Here is an 18209-nt window from a genome sequence, read left to right on the forward strand (position 1 = left end):
TTTAAAGGTCAATACGCTCGGTGGTACAACCAGCTCCCAACAACACAGCAGGTCCTGCAAAGATCTCTCCAACATTATTTCGTTTTCCCGGCTCTCTCTCGTAAAACCATTTCGCTTATTCCAGGTGACTCACAATCATCAGGCGGGGACTGCTTTCAGGATCGAACCTGTGGCCGTGATAATCGCCGTACAGGTGATCGATCTGTAAGTTTCGCTTCTCAAATTCCTTTTTAAACCAGTCCAGTTCATAAAGCTTAACTCGCTCAGAATACTGTTTCTTTCCCTTGATGGGTCCCCCGGAAAACTCAATATCCTTGATAATCGATCCGCGGCTGATATACCGGTGCACTTTAAAACTGATATCCCGGAACCGTCCATGATCTGTTGGCTGGAACGTCTTTTTCACCTTGTTTGAATTCATATAATCCAACACGAACATTCCGCCGGGATCCAGCATCTCGGTGACGCTGTCCAGCACGCGGGTATTTTCCTCATCCCTTGCAAAATAGCCAAAGGTGGTGAAAAGGTTTACGATCGCATCAAACTTCCGGGGCAGTGGGTTGCGCATATCGCGGACCTCAAACCGGATCTTCAGCCCCATGCGCTTCGTTTTCTCACGAGCCGTTTTTATCGCCTCTTCAGACAGGTCAATTGCCGAGACCCTGTAGCCCCGCTGAGCCAGGCTGATTGCATGACGTCCCCGGCCGCAGCCCAGATCCAGTATTTCGGAACACCCGCTCAAATTGAGCGTTTTTTCCAGCAGGTCGATCAGCTGTTTAGCCTCCTCTTCATCACGGTTTGCATACAGCTTTTCATATAGTGGGCTGTTGAACCACTCTTCAAACCAATTCGCTGTTTTCTGCAGTTCTTCTTTCATAGAGGGCTGAATATAATGATTACACCTGTATTAATTAATGCGAACTTCAGGAAGATATTTTAGATGACCAGAGACTGCGTACGAACTGTTCATCCTTGAAAGCAGTAGCCACCACAAGGTAAATACAACTCGAATTCGTAGCACAGTATTTGTACCTTCTACTGGAATTTAATATCAGAATTATGGCAACATTCAGCGATAAAATAAGGCAGTCGATCGGGGCGGCCGGTTCTACCCTTTGTGTCGGGCTTGATCCCCATCTCCACCTTTTGCCCTCGCACCTGGCGGAGGAGTTCCCGGATCAAAACGAGCGCGTGACCTATTTCTTGAAAAAAGTTATAGATATCACTCATCCCTACTGCGCTGCATACAAACCCAACCTTGCTTTTTTTGAAGCTCTTGGCAGGCAGGGGCTGGAGACCTTTTCGCAGGTTCTGGAATATATTCCCACAAATAAAATCGTCATCGCCGATGCCAAACGTGGCGATATCGGCTCCACTGCCGCCAACTACAAAACAGCATACTTCGACCACTGGGATGTGGACGCCATAACGCTGAATCCCCTCATGGGTTTTGAAACACTTGAATCCTATTTCAACTACCCGGAAAAAGCGATCTATGCCTTGACGCTCACCTCCAATCCCGGTGCTGCGGACTTCCTGGAAAAACCATTCGCGGGATATCGTTCAATGGCGGAATATATCGCTGCCAACCTCGAGCGACACCAATCCAACAGCAAAACGGCATTGGGACTTGTAGTCGGGGCTACCCAGCCCGCGCATCTTGAATCTGTGCTCTCCCAACACCGCACCTCTCCACTGCTGATTCCCGGTGTCGGTACACAGGGCGGCACAGTCGGGGAGCTCGTATCAGTACTGAAAGATCACTCCGGCATCCCCTTGGTGTCCTCCAGTCGCAGCATCCTTTTTGCGGGCGGCGACAGTACGAACTGGCAAGAAGCCGTGCTGGAAAAGGTCACTTCATACCGAGAACAGCTAACTCCCATAACGGAACGATATGCCTGACCCAAAAAAACCTTTTGTATTAATTTATACTGACGGCGCCTGCAGCGGGAACCCGGGCCCGGGGGGCTGGGGCGCTCTGCTCAACTGGAACGGCAAGGAGAAGGAGCTCTCGGGAGGCGAACCTGATACTACCAATAACCGGATGGAGATGCGGGCCATTATCGAGGCGCTCAAGGCCCTCACCAAACCGTGCAAAGTGGAAATCCGAAGCGACAGTGCCCTTATTATCAACGCCTTTAAACAGGGCTGGATTGACAGCTGGCAGAAACGGGGATGGCGAAAAGCCAATAAGAAGCCGGTGGAGAACCAGGACTTGTGGAAAGAGATGCTCAAAGCGATGGAACCCCACGAGGTCAAATGGACCAAAGTCAAGGGACATGCCGACGACGATCGAAACAATTACGTAGACGGATTGGCGGTCGAGGCCTCAAAGCAGTTTCAGTAGGTCATGGGTCTTGGGTCTTGGGTCGTGAGTCATGGGTTTCACTCACCACCCAAGACCCACGACTACCTTAATTGCGCGAATGGTTTTAAATTCATATCCGAAAATTTACCGCGCTCTGCCAGCATTGCTCCAGTTATGGCTATCATTGCCGCGTTGTCGGTACAGTATTCGATCCGGGGGATATGTATGTTCAGCTCTTTTTCCCTGGCCAAATGCCCGGTTTTCTCCCGCAGCATGGAGTTTGCAGACACCCCCCCGGCCAGTAAAACCGTTTTCACCCCGGTCGCTTCCACCGCCCGGGAAAGCTTTTTCACCAATACTTCTGTGATCGCGTGGGAGACACTGGCACAGATATCGTTCAGATGTTCGTTCACAAAGCGGTCATCCTTCTCCTGGAGATAATACAATACAGAAGTTTTCAGGCCGGAAAAACTGAATTCCAATCCACCGTCCAGCATCGCCTGCGGAAAATCATGAAATGATGGATCGCCTTCTTTGGCCTTTTCATCGATCACCGGCCCCGCCGGGTAAGGGAGACCCAGAATTTTCCCAATTTTATCAAACGCTTCACCGGCGGCATCATCGCGGGTTTTACCCAGCATGCGGTGCTCGAAAGGCGCGGTCACATGCACCAGGTGCGTATGTCCTCCGGAGACAGTCAGGGCTACAAAAGGATACTTGGGCTTCTGTTCAATGAAGTTCGCATAGATATGCGCATCCATGTGATTAACACCGATCAGCCTCATCCCCCTTGCAAGTGCCAGGCCCTTGGAAAAGCAGAGCCCCACCAGCAACGCCCCCATCAGACCGGGTCCCCGGGTCACGGCAACAGCTTCTATCTCATCCAATGAGATGTCTGCCTCGTCCAGGGCTTGCTGTACGGTCCGCCATATCGTCTTGTGGTGGGCCCGCGAGGCCAGCTCGGGGACAACCCCGCCATACTGCTCATGAACTGTTTGTGAGGCGATAACATTGGATTTGAGGCCATCAGAAGTATAAACGGCGGCCGCGGTCTCATCGCAGGAGGATTCAATACCGAGAATAATCATGTGTGTTACGTATTGCGTATTGCTTAAAGGCTCGCCAAAATACACGGTACGCAATAAAATAAAAAGCCCCGAATCCCGGCGGACGCCGAAATTCAGGGCTAAATCTTCATTAAATATTAGTCGCTTACTTATCGTCTTCGTCTTCGTCGACCACCTCGAAATCGGCGTCAACCGCGTCTTCTCCTTCATCGGAATCCTCAGCCTGTCCCTTTTGACCGTTGCCCGGACCGCCGGCAGCCCCTGCGGCTCCGGCAGCTCCAGGTCCTCCTGCGGCCTGTTGCGCGGCCTGATAGATCTCCTGGGAGGCTTCATTCCAAACTTCGTTGAGATGCTCCATGGCCGATTCGAGCTCTTCCATGTTCTCTTCCTGCCGAACCTTTTCTACCTTGTCGGCTGCTTCTTTGATCTTCTCTTTGTTTTCGTCAGAGATTTTGTCTTTGTGCTCGTCAAGCTGCTTTCGGGTTGAAAAGACGAGGTTATCCGCTTCATTGAGCTTTTCAGTTTTTTCTCTGATTCGCTCATCCTCTTTGGCATGCTCTTCCGCATCTTTTTTCATCTTTTCGATCTCCTCTTCAGAGAGTCCGGAAGACGATTCGATACGGATGCTCTGCTCTTTGCCCGTGCCCTTGTCCTTGGCGCTTACATTCAGCACACCGTTGGCATCGATATCGAAGGTTACCTCAATCTGCGGGACACCGCGCGGGGCCGGAGGAATTCCATCCAGGTGGAACCGGCCGAGGGTGCGGTTGTCTTGCGCCTTGGCACGTTCACCCTGCAACACGTGGATCTCCACGCTGGTCTGGTTGTCAGCAGCTGTGGAGAAGGTCTCGGTTTTGCTGGTCGGGATGGTGGTATTGGCCTCGATCAGCTTTGTGGATACGCCCCCGAGCGTTTCGATACCGAGGGTAAGCGGGGTCACGTCAAGCAGTACCACATCGTCGACATCGCCTGACATTACGCCTCCCTGGATGGCCGCTCCGATCGCAACCACTTCGTCGGGGTTGACACCCTTGCTCGGATCTTTGCCAAAGAACTCCTTGACGACCTCCTGGATCTTCGGAATCCTTGTCGATCCGCCAACCAGGATAACCTGGTCTATCTCGTCTTTCGTAAGACCTGCATCATCAAGAGATTTTTTGCAGGGATCGATTGTTTTCTGAATCAGATCGTCGATCAGCTGCTCAAACTGGGCGCGCGTGATATCGATATTCAGGTGCTTGGGACCCGAATCCGTGGCGGTAATAAACGGCAGATTCACATTCGTTTTCTGCGAGCTGGACAGCTCAATTTTGGCTTTTTCAGCCGCATCTTTCAGCCGCTGCATCGCCATCGGATCCTCACGCAGATCGATGCCCTCATCCTTTTTGAACTCTTTGGCCAGATGGTCGATCAGGCGGGAGTCGAAGTCGTCGCCGCCCAGGTGGGTATCGCCGTGCGTGGACTTCACTTCAAAAACGCCGTCACCCAGCTCAAGGACCGACACGTCGAAGGTACCTCCACCGAGGTCATAAACAACGATTGTTTGATCCTGATCTTTTTTGTCAAGGCCGTATGCCAGTGAAGCGGCCGTCGGTTCGTTGATAATACGTTTTACATTGAAACCGGCAATTTCACCCGCCTCCTGGGTGGCCTTACGCTGCGCATCGTTGAAGTAGGCCGGCACCGTAATAACGGCATCGGTCACCTTTTCTCCGAGGTATTCCTCGGCAGTCTGCTTCATCTTTTGCAGCACCATCGCAGAAATTTCCTGCGGGGCGTATGTTCGGTCTTCAATTTTGACGCGGGCCGTATTGTTTTCGCCTTTTACGATTTGGTAGGAGGCCTGCTTGGCTTCCTCCTTCACCTCATCGTAAAATCGGCCCATAAACCGCTTGATTGAAGAGATCGTTTTATCAGGATTCGTAATCGCCTGACGCTTTGCAGGGGCACCGACCAACCGCTCTCCTTCTTTGGAGAAGGCAACGACAGAGGGAGTCGTACGCCCACCTTCGGAGTTCTGGATAACCGTGGGTTCATTGCCCTCCATCACGGCTACGCAGGAGTTGGTGGTACCTAAGTCAATTCCTATGATTTTTCCCATAATATTAATGTTCCTTTTTGGTTATGTGTTTAATTTTCTTCAAACAGGTATTCAATTTCTTTTTGTGTAGTACCGGTAAAGATTTCCTCATTTAATCGGAATCGATTGCGTGTCATTGAGAACTTCCGATTTCGGCAGTGTAATACTTAACACTCCATTCCTGAGCTGTGCTTCAGTCTCGGCGGTGTTGACGTTCTCAGGCAGCGCAAATGACCGGGAAAACACTCCGGATTTGCGTTCCTGCCTCCGGTAGGATTCCTCCTCCGAAAGCTGGTCAGCCCGTTCGCCTTTGACCGTTAACACATGCTCTTTCAACGCAATATGGATCTCCTTCTTCGACAAACCGGGAAGGTCCAGCAGAATTTTAACCTGCTCTCCACTTTCTATGATGTCACACGCGGGAGTGAAATCATGCCCCTGGTCTTCCAGCGGGACGATCCGCTCCACAAAATCCTGAATATCCTTTCCCAGCTTGCTCAATTGTCTTTCAATATCAATTACAAATTCACTCATAAGCTTTTCCGCTTGTTCAGTTTCACAATATTATGAGCAATCACAATGCCAAGGGATAGAGGAATCCCCGTTTTATGACGTATTGACATTAAAAAGAAATGAGGCCGCGGTATTTGTCAGAATTGCGGACGAATAACGGGCGATGAGCTCAATTCGTCAGGAGTTGCAGGTCATCCCAGAAGGAAGGATAGGAGATGGCCGTACACTCGGCTCCGAGTACCGTACTTGGGCTGTCGGCAAGCAGGGACAGTACGCCGGCCGCCATTGCAATGCGGTGATCGTGGTAGCTGTTGTAACGGGCCGGACGAGGAGTGAAGTCCGGACTGCCGTTGATTTCGAGACCGTCCTCGTATTCCGTAAAGTCGGCCCCGGCATTTTCCAATATCTCTGCCACCGCATTAAGGCGATCCGTCTCTTTGTGCCGCAGCTCTTCGGCGCCCGATATACGGGAGACTCCATCCGCAAAAAGCATGGCAACAGCCAGTATCGGCAGCTCATCGATACAGTTGGGCACGCGTTCGGAAGAGATGTTAATCGGCTTGAGCTCGCTGCCGGCCACCGTTATGTCGCCCACAGGCTCCTGGCCTGCCTGGCGCTCCTGCTCAATCCTGATGTTGGCTCCCATCTCCCGAAGGATATCCAAAAAAGCGGTGCGCGTGGGATTAAGCCCCGTACCCGGGAGCTCAATCTCTGCCCGGGGATGTATAGCTCCCGCCGCCAGCCAGAACGCCGCCGCCGAAAAGTCTCCCGGAATGGTGTAACTCTGTTCCGGGATCACATCCTGCCTGCTGCTGGAAATAATGCGTGTATTCCCCGCCTTTTCAATACCCAGATCCAGCAGGCGTTCGGTATGATCCCTGCTCGGGATCCGCTCAATAACCTGCGTGGGCTCTTTTCCAAAAAGGCCGGCCAGCAGTACACATGATTTAAGCTGGGCACTGGGAATCGGCAATTCGAAACGTAGTGGGATGAGGGATCCCGGGCGGCTGATACTCAGCGGGGCGTAGTCATCCTGGCGGGCTTTAATCCTGGCTCCCATCTTCTCCAGCGGGTCAATAATGCGGCGCATCGTTCGGGCGGAGAGCGACTCATCGCCCACCAGCGTACAGCTGATACCTGCGCCGGCCAGTATTCCCGACAGCAGCCGCATGGTGGTGCCTGAATTTCCACAGTCCAGATCTTGCTGTGGGTGCCGGAATCCATCTCGTCCCACCCCGTGCACTGTTAGTGTTGAACGGTGCTGCTCAATCTCCACGCCCAGCGAACGAAAGCAGCTAACGGTGCTGTGGGGATCGGCCGCTTCCGAAAAGTTTTCGATCGTGGAGACCCCCTGGTGCAGGGCGGCAAACATAACCGACCGGTGAGAGATTGATTTGTCTGGAGGAGGAGCAATCGTGCCCTTGAGTTGTGCTGCCGGTAAAACCTTCTGATCCATCTGTTTAGTTTGCGTTGAGCATCTGTTTAGCTTTTTCTGCTTCCGGGGTTCCCGTATAATTCTCCATGATGGCGTTGAGCGTGCTTCGCGCCTCTCCGGTATTGCCCAGTTGAATATGACATTCCGCACTTCTCAGCATCGCTTTGACGACCCATTCATCAAACGCCTCGTACAGCACGCTGACATTGGAATAAGCTTCCAGCGCCTGCTTGAAATTTTGCTGCTGCTGAGCCACATAGCCAAGCAGGTACTGCGCTTCCGCCCCGATTTCCGTGGTGTTGGATTCAGCCACGAGCCCCAGCAGATCGCTGGCCTCCGAGTAATTCCCCTGCTGGAGCTCCACTTTACCCAGCCCCACCTTTGCCGGGTCATAGTCGTTATTTACTTCAAGAGCCGCCTCATAATGCTTGCGCGCCGCATCCACATTACCCATGGCCAACTGCGACCGCCCCATGCCGACGTGTGCTTCCATGCTGAAATCCGATCGTTCATTCAACAACTGCTCGTAGTACTGAAAGGAGGTGGAATACTCGCCGCGCTCGTAGTAGATGCGGGCCAATGCAACCAGTGCTGAGCCCATCTGTTCAGAGTCGGAATAATTTTCTACAATCGCCCTGTATGAGTCGATCGCATTTTGGATCTCTCCGGTCTGTTCATACGCATTGGCCAGGCTGAAATGAGCCTCGGGCAGCAGGTTCTGATTATTGGTAATCCGGATATACTGGCGAAACTCCTCTATGGCGCCGGTGTAATCTCCCGACTGAAACAGGTTTTCGGCTTGCCGGTAACGAAGTCGATCTGCCGTTGACGACTGGGGGTGATCGTCGAGGAAGCTCTCCAGAATCGCCGAACTCGAATCCTGCTGTCCCGATGAGAGCTGGGCGTATTGTATGCCGTTGATCGCCTCGATCAGGTAATCGCTTTGGGGATAGTCCTCCAATACTTTTTTATACGCGGCTATCGCTTTTTCGTAATCCCCGGCGTTGTAGTATGCATCACCGATATTATACTGGGAGCGGGCCGCCCAGCTGGTATTCGGGTACTTGTTGATAGCGGCCTGAAACTCATCAATCGCCTGGGTATAATTCCCGGTATTCAGGTAGATATAGGCGATATTGTACTGCGCCTGCTCCCGGAGCTGTGTATAGGGATATATACGGAGAAGCCGGCGAAAGGTGGTCACCGCTTCATACGTTTGGTTGGCCCGGTAATAGCTGTTGGCCACCTGGAACATCGCATAATCTCCTCCGGGCTCGGCCCCGATCGCCCGTTTGTAGGTTTCAATGGCCTCATCGTACTGGTGGGACGCATAGTAGGAGTCGCCCAGCCGCAATATCGCATCCGTGTCATACGGGTAAAGTGCAATGGGTGGCGGATCATACTCCTCCAGGAACCGGCTAAAGGGTTCGATGGCGTTCTGGTACGCGCCGTTGTTAAAATAGCTCCACCCCAGGGAATAGCGTGCGGCCCCGTTCAGCTCATGGTCCGGGTATCGATTTACAAAGGCCGAAAACCGGTCACTGGCCGACCCGTACTGCCCCATCTGGTAGTAGCAGTCGGCACTCCAGAAAAGGGCCTCTTTACCGAGATCGCTGTTCGGGGCTTCGTTGTAGATACTCTCAAACACCGGCTGAGCCTGCTGGTACGCCTGGTTGCGATATTGTACCCATGCTTTCTGGAACCGCGCCTGGCGTTTTACGTTGTCCTCGATATCGGTAAGTTGTTCGGCCTCCTCAAATGCCTGCAGGGCACGGGTATATTCTTTATTGGCATAATATGCCTCACCTAGCAGGGTATACACCTTTCCCGCCCAGTCCAGGTCATCGTCATTGCGGACAATGGTGAGCAGCGTTTCAATCGCCTCGGCATAGATTCCCATCTCGTAAGCTGTTACAGCCCACTCGTAATACGCCTCCTCTACCCAGAGACCTTCGTTGTACTGTGATCCGAAGTTGCGAAAAGTCTCGATCGCCTGGTCGTACCGCCCGCCCAGTTTTTCATTTACCGCCTTGTAATAGAGCGCCTTGCGGGCCGTTTCGTCATCTCCCTGCGCCGCCTTGCTGAAGGAGTCGGCCGCCCAGTGATAAATCTGCTGCTTGTGGTATATCCACCCGAGACCATAATGGGCAATGCGCACCCGATCTGTCCCTTTGTTCATGTTGATATACTGGAGATAATATTTTGAGGCCTCATCAAAATTATTCAGGTAGTTGTGGCTTTCCGCAATCAGGTAGACCGCCTTTGAACGCAGCTCATCCTCGAGGTAGGCCATGGCGTTGTCAAGAGCGGTTATCGCCTCTTTATATTTTCCCTGCTGGTAATAGGATTCTCCCAGGGCCGTACCGATACGGCGGGTCATCTCGTGGTTGGGGTAGCGGTCTTTGAGCACCTCAAAAGCGATGGAGGAGGAATCAAATTTGCTGTCACTCAGATAAAGCCTGCCACGCGAATAGAGTGCTTTTGGCGCCCACTCCGACTCGGGATACCGGTCGGCAAGCCTCAAAAAGTAGTTGCGGGCCTGATGGTTATTCCCGTTTAGCACCGAAGTTTCCGCAAGCCAGTAGTGAATCTGTGCACCCTGCCGGTCGTGCGGCTTATGCTGCAGCGAACGCTCATAATACCGTAATGCTTCTGTATAATTGCTGTCTGCTTCAGATGCGCTGGCAAGTTCAAACAGCAGCTTTCGGGCAAATTCGGTATTGGGATACTCCTGTATATACTGCTCATAATTGTGTTTTTTCGAGGCGGGATCGAGGCGGGCCTGCGCACGGATACGATAGAATTCGGCCGATTTTCGCAATTCATGGCCGTGATATTTTTCACCAAACTGTGCAAGCAGATCAGCCGAGTCGTCATACAAGCCCCTGTCAAACAGGGTTATCCCTTTTTGATACAGGGCTTCAGGAGAGTCCGATTTCTGCTGACCTGATACAATGACCGGAAACAAGATGAACAGAAGGATGGAGAAGTAACAAACATTCCGGATCGAGATCATTCAGATTTTGGTGCCTTTTGCTTTATGGTTTTGTATAAAATATACCAACTATACGAAATATGTTCCCAGATTTAAAGAGGAATCAATCCAAAAAGAAGTGAATAACCTACATATCAATATATTTAAGTAATTCATCGGCCCGGTTTTCCATATCGAACCCGAATACATCTCTGCTGATATCGTCAACAATCACATCATAATCATGGCGGCGCAGCGCCGACGTTATGCGGGAGGCATCTCTCAGATTGATCTTGATGGAAATTCTGAACGTTCCACCCTCAGATTTTGGACGCTCCACGGAAAGAGCCAGGATTTTGGCCACCTCCACTTCGATCAAATGGATAATTTCGGACAGTGAAAAATCGACCCTTTCCAGCTGTATGGTCAGTATCGCGCCGTTCGTCACCAGATTCATTATATCGGGAAGCGTTTGCAGGATATGCTGCTTTTCTATCGTCCCGAGAAACGTGATCTCCTCGTCAACGACCGGGAGCAGCTGCAGCTCATACTGCAGCATCAGCCGAGCCGCCTCAAAAATATGCTGGCGGCTGAACACCTTCACCGGTTCATCCAGCTCCAGGGTTGCAATGGTAGCCTGCGGATCTTCCTTTTCCCGCAACTGCGAACCGCGAACCTGGCCGATCAATTTTTTTGTCGTCGGGTCCACAACCGGCAGGCAGTCGATCTCCAGCTCCTGCATCTGCTGTAAAGCATCGGTAATGGTATCTTGCCCGCTGAGTGGAGCTATATCGGTGTTAAGTATATCTGCTGCCTGCATATCTGCATCGTTGGTTAATGGAACTATCTACTTCTATTTAAACAACTGATTCGGGAGAGTCAATATTATCCAACAAGTTTTCCAGCCGCATAAAATCTTTTTTTGAAATGCTGAAGGTTATCTTCACGTTTGCTCCCACATATTCTTTAGAATGAATATGGGCTTCGCGATGCAGAAACGCCACTCCTTCATATTTTGCGGCGGGAATCTTCATCGTTTTTTTGATGTAGTCTTCTTCGATCAGGACTTCAATCTGCTCTTTGAGCTTTCCGATGCCTATACCCCGTTCCGCCGACACAAATATGGCATCCGGGTAGGCAGATTTAAGCTCTGCAATTCGGTGGGGCTGCAGTTTGTCAATTTTGTTAAAAGCCAGGATTCCCTTTTTGTCCTTCGCATCCAGGTCTTCGAGTGTATCCCGGACCACTTCAATATAATCATCGATCATCAGCGCCGAAGCGTCTACCAGGTGAATAAGAATATCGGACTCGCGCACCTCGTCGAGGGTGGACTTGAAGCTTTCTATCAGGTTGTGGGGCAGCTTCCTTATAAAGCCAACCGTATCGGATATCAAAACCTCGTGGTGACCGATATTACAGCGGCGCACGGTGGAGTCGAGGGTGGCAAACAGCCGGTCTTCGGCCAGGACTTCCGTATCGGTCAGGGTATTCATCAGTGTTGACTTGCCGGCATTGGTATATCCTACCAGGGAAACGCGAATCATTCCGGAGCGACCTTTTCGCTGCGTCTGGCGCTGCTGGTCCAGCTTGTCGAGCTTGTCTTTCAGCGTGGTAATGCGTTTGTCGATCAGCCGGCGGTCCGTTTCAATCTGGGTTTCTCCCGGTCCCCTTGTGCCGATCCCCCCCTGCTGCCGCGAAAGGTGGGTCCAAAACCGGGTAAGGCGGGGCAACAAATATTGCAGCTGGGCGAGCTCAACCTGGGTTTTTGCCGCAGAAGTTTGCGCCCGCGTGGCAAAAATATCGAGAATCAGTCCACTGCGGTCAAGCACCTTTGCCTCTGTTTCCCTCTCCACGTTGCGGATCTGTGTGGGAGAAAGATCATCATCAAAAATAATAGTTTCCAGGTCATGTTCGCCCACCATCCGCCGGATGGTGCTTAACTTCCCTTTACCGATATAGGTAGAGGGGTCGGGATGGGTCCTGTTCTGCAGGATAGTATCTATCGGTATGCCTCCCGCCGTTTTGGTAAGCATGCCAAGCTCTTCGATATATTCCTCAGCTACCACTTTTGGCGTTTCCGGGCCATATACGCCCACCAAGAGGGACCGTTCTTGTATTATGTCGGATTTTTTTAAGTCTTCTAACAAAAATATGCAGGTGTGAGTAACGTTTTTGTCAATGTAACATAAGGTATCACTTCAAATCAAACTGTTCCAGATCAAAGCTGGCTGTATTATAACAATTTATCTGTCTTCCGAGTTTATGCGCCAGCAGTTTATGGAAGTCCTCGAGATGTTTTTTGGGTACATCCAGCTCCAGCCTGACAAACTGGGTGTCCTGGTCTACTTCATCCTCCTTGTATAAAAATATATATTTCTGATATCGATCCTGATCCTGTTCCAGGTAGTCCCGAATTTGGTACCACTGCACAGACTGTGAAGGGTCATTAATATTTTTGACAATACCGTTGTCGGTAATATACCGCTTTGAAGCCAGGTAACTGTTGACAAACCACCCGCCGCTCATCCAAACATAGAGCAAAAAGCCCACCCAGTGCGTGGCCGATCCCGTGTGGAATGCCAGGGCGAAAAGTCCCAGGCTGAAAAAAAGAAAGAGGGTTGAAAACAGGGGATACCCGTTCAGCTTTCCTGCATTCCAGCTCAACCGTACATTGCGCAGTCGATACTTATTTAACAAAGTGGCTGCAGCCATGACTGTTGCCGAAAAGGCAAAAGTGGCAACCAGCAGGATAATAAAAAATCCCGGTTCGACAGGTAGTGATGATTCGTTCATGTTATGGACTCTGCCCTGTAGAGCTTTGAAATGAGTGTTTCGGCGACCAACAGTGCCAATGCAGCCCAGATAAACCAACTCCAGATTTCCCGCCCCATACCGGCGGACTGCAACTCGGCAACCAGGTTGTCTTGCGAGAGCTCATTCGTATTCAACACGGTGGTTATAGTTACGGGGATTTCGGAAAAATTTTCAAGTTCTTCTTCTGATAATGACTGGAAATCGGACTCTGCCACCTCTTGATTTACGGCAACCAGGCGCTGCTGATCACCCGCGCTTATCTTGAGGAGACCCGGATTCCATTCCCTTCCTGTGTATTGAACGGAAACACCGTTGGGTATATTTTGCACTTCCGGCTTGTATGTGAAGTCATTTAGTGATAATTCCACGGATGGGTTGTCCAACACCCCGTTCCAGGCGAATGTGCTGCCCAGCTGATGGCTGTTGAGCCCGCCCTGTTCAGAAGCCGAGGCATACAGTACCGACCGGAAGTAGATCGGCGCAAAAAGCGCGTTTACCGGGAAATTGGACCATCCGGGATCGGCACCCAGCGTTGAAACCAACAGCCGCCCGTCGCCAAAACGTTGTTCAACCAAAATTTCATCATCCGTCGTAGATGAAAGTATGGTATACGTTCCGGTGCCGGAAGCCTGCTCCAGCTCGTAATAATAAAACAGTTCGGGAAGATCTACCTGTATCTGCTCATCCTCCTCTTTCTCGAACATCCCTTCCAGGATCGGGTGCCCCTCTACCAGCCCGGCTACTCTGCCCACCGGCTTAAAACTGGCATACTCACCGCGAATTCCGGTAAACCGGCCGGCATTAAACAATCCCAGGAAGCGGTTATAGTTTTCAATACTTCCCTGCTCTGACGGTAAAAAGAGCAGTCCCTTCCCGTTTTGCACATATCGCTGCAGGTCCTCGCTCCAGTATTCGGGAATCTCCTCCAGCCCGTCCAGGATAATCACATCATTCTGCAGCCAGGTTGACTGGTCCACTTCCTCCGGTTGTTGGCGGGTAAACTCAATCTGGGTATTGGCGCGCCGGGCTGCCTCCAGCGCCGGGCGCAGGTAGGAGACAAACTCCGAAGCCTCATCTTCCGAATCGCTGATTAACAACACCGTTCGGGTCTCAGGAATCCTCAGCACAAAATAGCGCTCATTGTCGTAGCTGATCTCATCCCCTTCAATCACGACTTTTCCCGCAATATCCCCCACATTTTGAGGTACAATTTCAAAACCGAGCTGTCTTGTTTCCCCCGGATCCAGGTTAACCTCATACTGACCCACCATGCGGCCCTCCACTTCCAGGGAAACGAACTGGTTTGCAGCTCCCGCATTTCCATAATTACGCACCTCTACCTGCAAGGTAACAGGAGTCCCCTGGCTGAGCATCCGCGACTGAAGCTCTAAATCCGCAACAGCAACATTGGGCTGGCTGGAGGCCCCGAGGGTTATAATCTGCAGTCCCACCCGCCTGCTTTCATCCAGTTGCAGCTCATCCAGCTCCTTCAATTCGTCCAGCTGGCTTTTCTGGGCATCGGTGATCAGGTAGATAACGGCGTGCTGCATCGCCGAATTCTTGAGCTGATTGGCCACCATCTCAATAGCATGATTGATCTGGTTACCCGTATTCGTCACAGAAATCTCCTCAATCAGGTCCAGCGCACGCGCCCCATTCACCATCTGCGCGCCCTGTTCTGAATGGTTTGTACCCGTAACAATAAACCGGTCGTCGCTCTTTGACTGCTCGACAACCTGCTTTGCCACTTCCCGGGCCTGCTCAAAAAAAGGTCCCTCCGCCCCGATACGGTTCATACTGGGACTGTTATCCATCAACAAAACAGCGAGTTTGGGTTCATTGGCGTCCGATGCACCTCCCAGTGTGGGACTCAGCAGCGGTCTCGCCAAAGCCAGGGCCAGCATTAACACGGCCAGCACGCGCAGGGCCAGCAAAATGTACTGTTTGATCCGAATCTTGCGAATGGTACTTTTCTGCAGCTCTTCAAAAAAGGCGAGCGTTGAAAATGAGACCTTCTGCGGGCGCCTTAGGTTAATGAGGTGTATGACTACGGGAATAGCCACCGACAAGGCCCCCAGCAAAAAAAAGGGATTCAAAAAATTCATTTAGTTTTAAAATTATTACTTTTGAGCTGTCTGATTTGCAAGTAACAGTTTCGAAACTTTTTTTCGTTGTTGGTATAAGCTATAAAATAAAACATCCTATTCCCTAACATTATTTCACTGAATTTTCAATTCCATTTTTTATGAAGAAGTTTGTTCTTCCTGTTCTTTGCACAGTGTTGACGCTCGTACTGCTTTCGTGCCAGGGTCTCCCGGAAAAGCACTGGGTAACATCGATTCCGCAAACGACGCCTGCCGTAATTATTCCCTCTGAAGAACTTTCTCCCCGCGAGATGCTCGAGCAGGACTATACCCCGTTTGTGGATGACATCACCTCCTCGGCTCTTCAGCTTGTTTCCGAAATCGACTCCTACCCCACCGTCAACCTCCGGGTCAACGCCCTTGCACTCTATCCGGGCGCAGATGATCAGTTACAACCCGTATGGCTGATCCAGGCTCCCGACCAATTTGCAAAAAACCTTCACCAAACGTTTTACAAGGATTTCACCCAAAACAGGTACAATTTTCACCAGCAGGTCATCTATACACTCCACGTCAAAAACCGCGTGATCTATGCCAGCCAGCTACACGGCCTGTTGATTCTCTCAGAATCGAGCCTGGGAATTGAAGATGCTATCCGCGCATACCTGGGCCGGGTACCATCCATCCAGCTTGACCCTGCAGAGCTTCGACCCTCTTCACTGGTATTGAACACTCCCTCCCTGGACCGCTGGATTGAGCAACTCGCAAAAGTTGAATATCGGCCGTCCATCAAGGGAGCCTTCCGCGGAACCGGGCCTGTTGTACTTGATCTGGAAACCCTTTCTGACGAAGAGGAGAACAGCCAGTACCGCTTTACCGGGAATATTCCACTGGCTGAAGATGACCGGACGGGGTTGGTCGACGCTTTCTCATCCCAAAATGCTCCCATCTCGCTCGACCGTTATATTTCGGGCAACGCCTCGTCATTCGGTATCTTTCGTCTCCCCCCCCGTACGGTTCCTCCGGATTCCGTTCCCAACAGCACCCGGCTGGATTCCCTTTTAATGGCGGAAAGTGGACCGTATTCCGCGCTTGCCGCAACCCTGAACGCCGAATTCTCCATTGTTACCTATACCGAATCGGGATTTCTTTCTACCGGGGAATACCTGTTTTTACGCAAATTGCGGGACCCCGCAGGTCTCGCCGGCCAGCTCGATGACCTCGTCTCGCGGCAATTTATACAAAAATCCGATGACACCTATTTTATTCAAAGTCAGGTACTGGGAAGCCTGATCGGCTCCGAGCTCTGCAATTACACCGATTTCTACCTGAATATCACCGGTGATGCGGTCGTCATATCAAAGCGGAAAGGACTGGCGGAGATCGTTGAATCTGACCGCAACCGAAGGCGGGTGATCTACTATGATCAGGATTACATGGACATACGAAGCAACCTGCCCGAAGAGGTGAGCGGCTACCTTTTTGCCAACAGTGATTTCTACGATTTCATCAGCACCTATCTTGATCCGGGAACCTATGTGAATGCCATTACCTCCCAATTCAATCAGCTGACAACCTCATTCCAGCTGCAAGAAGAGCAGCAGCTGGCATTTGAAATGCGCACCTATACACGCCAACAGAGCGATATTCCCTATGAAGAGCAGTGGTTGTTTCCCACCGGGGGCGCTGAACTATCCGGGGCGCCGGTCCTCTCCGACCTGAGGGGCAGTGCACGCAATGAAGTCATATTTGCCACCACTTCGGGCAGCGTGTACGCCCTGGCCTCTGATGGCACTACCGTGATGCAGGCCAGTACCGGGGACGATGAACCCGTCGGCTCTCCCGTGGTATATGACTGGTATGGTACCAACCAGCAGGTGATATTGCTAGCGGCGGGCAACAAAATCTACGGGTGGAACGACACCGGATCTACTCTCCCAAAATTTCCGTTTGAACTTACCGAGACCATCACTACGCCTCTCACCGTAACCGATATCGACCAAAACGGTTTGCCCGAAGCGGTAGTGGCCACCGCCAACCGGCAGCTTCACGCACTCGACGGACGCGGAGAAAACATCAGCGGCTGGCCGGTAACCACCAATGCCGTGATCCGCAGCAAACCGGCCGTTGAGCTTTTCAGGGGTGGAATCGGGGTAGTGGCATTCTCGGAAAACGCCGTTCATGCCTGGAACCAGGATGGCTCTCCCAAGGCCGACTTTCCCAAGTTCGTTAATGCTTCCCTGAACGGTTCACCCGTGCTGCACAAGGGGAACATCCTGGGAGGGGCCGCCGATGGATATCTCTACGCGGTGGGCGGGGAGCCGCTGTTTCCCGACTCCGTTGACGTGTACAGCAACCGGACGGAGAAGGACGAACTGCAGGCTGTGTATGTCTCCAACAGTGCCCTCTCCGGTACGCCCTCCCTCCATTCTGCTTCTGTACAGATAGACGAGGATCGGACTGTCTCCGAAGATATGATCCTGACCATGAGCAGCAACGGCTCCCTCTTTTTGATCAATGAACAGGGACAACTGCGGTTTACGGCAAGCATGGGGCAGCCGGCGGCCCAAAATTTCTCCCCATTTATCACCGATATCAATGGTGACGGCACGGATGAGATTATCGGGCTTGCCAGTTTCGGACGGCTGTATGCCTGGCAGGTACGTGACGGGGAGCGCCTCTATTCGCTTCCTACTAGCGGCATGCAGTATCCTGTGGTTACCGACCTGGACGGGGATGGCTACAAGGAACTGATTGCCCAAACCAGCGAGGGCGTACGCAGCTGGACGATATACAGGACCAGTGACTAGATGGCAGAGACTATTGGTTTTAGATTTCGTTTCAAAGTCATTTTTTGGAAATACAGTATTTTGGGTACTGCGTGATAAATAAAGAGGAGGATACCTGTTCTCGCATTACATACCACGAATTATG

Annotated in this window: 13 protein-coding genes; 3 read left to right on the plus strand and 10 right to left on the minus strand. The window is 51.6% G+C overall.

Going from position 1 to position 18209, the window contains the following annotated elements:
• Positions 1–115: 115 nt before the first annotated feature.
• Positions 116–877: an SAM-dependent methyltransferase gene (locus ACG2E4_RS00220; protein WP_395275352.1), complete on the minus strand. Its 762-nt coding sequence runs from the start codon at positions 875–877 to the stop codon at positions 116–118.
• Between the two features lie 182 nt (positions 878–1059).
• Between ACG2E4_RS00220 and pyrF the strand changes: the two genes are divergently transcribed.
• Together pyrF and rnhA are read left to right on the plus strand one after the other, a co-directional pair.
• Positions 1060–1902: an orotidine-5'-phosphate decarboxylase gene (pyrF, locus tag ACG2E4_RS00225; protein WP_395257902.1), complete on the plus strand. Its 843-nt coding sequence runs from the start codon at positions 1060–1062 to the stop codon at positions 1900–1902.
• A complete protein-coding gene (rnhA, locus tag ACG2E4_RS00230) occupies positions 1895–2347 on the plus strand; it encodes a ribonuclease HI (RefSeq protein ID WP_395257900.1) in 453 nt (150 codons plus the stop codon). The genes pyrF and rnhA overlap by 8 nt, the downstream gene beginning before the upstream one ends.
• A 62-nt stretch (positions 2348–2409) precedes the next feature.
• Here the strand turns inward: rnhA and tsaD are convergent, their stop codons facing one another.
• The 9 genes from tsaD to ACG2E4_RS00275 all read right to left on the minus strand — a co-directional run bounded on the left by tsaD (position 2410) and on the right by ACG2E4_RS00275 (position 15296).
• Positions 2410–3396 carry a tRNA (adenosine(37)-N6)-threonylcarbamoyltransferase complex transferase subunit TsaD gene (tsaD, locus tag ACG2E4_RS00235; protein ID WP_395257898.1) on the minus strand — a complete coding sequence of 329 codons (987 nt, stop codon included), beginning with the start codon at positions 3394–3396 and terminating at the stop codon, positions 2410–2412.
• Between the two features lie 124 nt (positions 3397–3520).
• Positions 3521–5476 (minus strand): molecular chaperone DnaK, encoded by a 1956-nt coding sequence (gene dnaK, locus ACG2E4_RS00240; protein WP_395257896.1) that lies wholly within the window; start codon positions 5474–5476, stop codon positions 3521–3523.
• 87 nt (positions 5477–5563) lie between these two features.
• Positions 5564–5989 carry an Hsp20/alpha crystallin family protein gene (locus ACG2E4_RS00245; protein WP_395275353.1) on the minus strand — a complete coding sequence of 142 codons (426 nt, stop codon included), beginning with the start codon at positions 5987–5989 and terminating at the stop codon, positions 5564–5566.
• Positions 5990–6137: 148 nt separating this feature from the next.
• The gene (gene aroA / locus ACG2E4_RS00250; protein WP_395275354.1) at positions 6138–7424 is read right to left on the minus strand and encodes a 3-phosphoshikimate 1-carboxyvinyltransferase; all 1287 of its coding nucleotides are present in this window, start codon (positions 7422–7424) and stop codon (positions 6138–6140) included.
• 4 nt (positions 7425–7428) lie between these two features.
• The gene (locus tag ACG2E4_RS00255; RefSeq protein WP_395275355.1) at positions 7429–10419 is read right to left on the minus strand and encodes a tetratricopeptide repeat protein; all 2991 of its coding nucleotides are present in this window, start codon (positions 10417–10419) and stop codon (positions 7429–7431) included.
• Between the two features lie 106 nt (positions 10420–10525).
• Positions 10526–11197, minus strand: coding sequence for a CBS domain-containing protein (locus ACG2E4_RS00260; RefSeq protein ID WP_395275356.1), 672 nt, complete (start codon positions 11195–11197; stop codon positions 10526–10528).
• A gap of 37 nt (positions 11198–11234) precedes the next feature.
• Positions 11235–12524 (minus strand): GTPase HflX, encoded by a 1290-nt coding sequence (gene hflX, locus ACG2E4_RS00265; RefSeq protein ID WP_395275357.1) that lies wholly within the window; start codon positions 12522–12524, stop codon positions 11235–11237.
• Between the two features lie 46 nt (positions 12525–12570).
• A complete protein-coding gene (locus ACG2E4_RS00270) occupies positions 12571–13170 on the minus strand; it encodes a hypothetical protein (RefSeq protein WP_395257884.1) in 600 nt (199 codons plus the stop codon).
• Complete coding sequence (locus ACG2E4_RS00275) at positions 13167–15296, minus strand: BatA domain-containing protein (protein WP_395275358.1); 2130 nt, start codon at positions 15294–15296, stop codon at positions 13167–13169. Before ACG2E4_RS00275 ends, ACG2E4_RS00270 begins: the two co-directional genes overlap by 4 nt.
• A 140-nt stretch (positions 15297–15436) precedes the next feature.
• On the opposite strand from ACG2E4_RS00275, the gene ACG2E4_RS00280 reads away from it, so the two are divergent.
• The gene (locus ACG2E4_RS00280) at positions 15437–18085 is read left to right on the plus strand and encodes a hypothetical protein (protein WP_395275359.1); all 2649 of its coding nucleotides are present in this window, start codon (positions 15437–15439) and stop codon (positions 18083–18085) included.
• The last annotated feature ends 124 nt before the right edge of the window (positions 18086–18209 follow it).

Origin of the sequence: Halalkalibaculum sp. DA384 (genome assembly GCF_043951955.1) — a bacterium.
In the GTDB taxonomy this organism is placed as follows: Bacteria; Bacteroidota; Rhodothermia; order Balneolales; family Balneolaceae; genus JAMQKA01.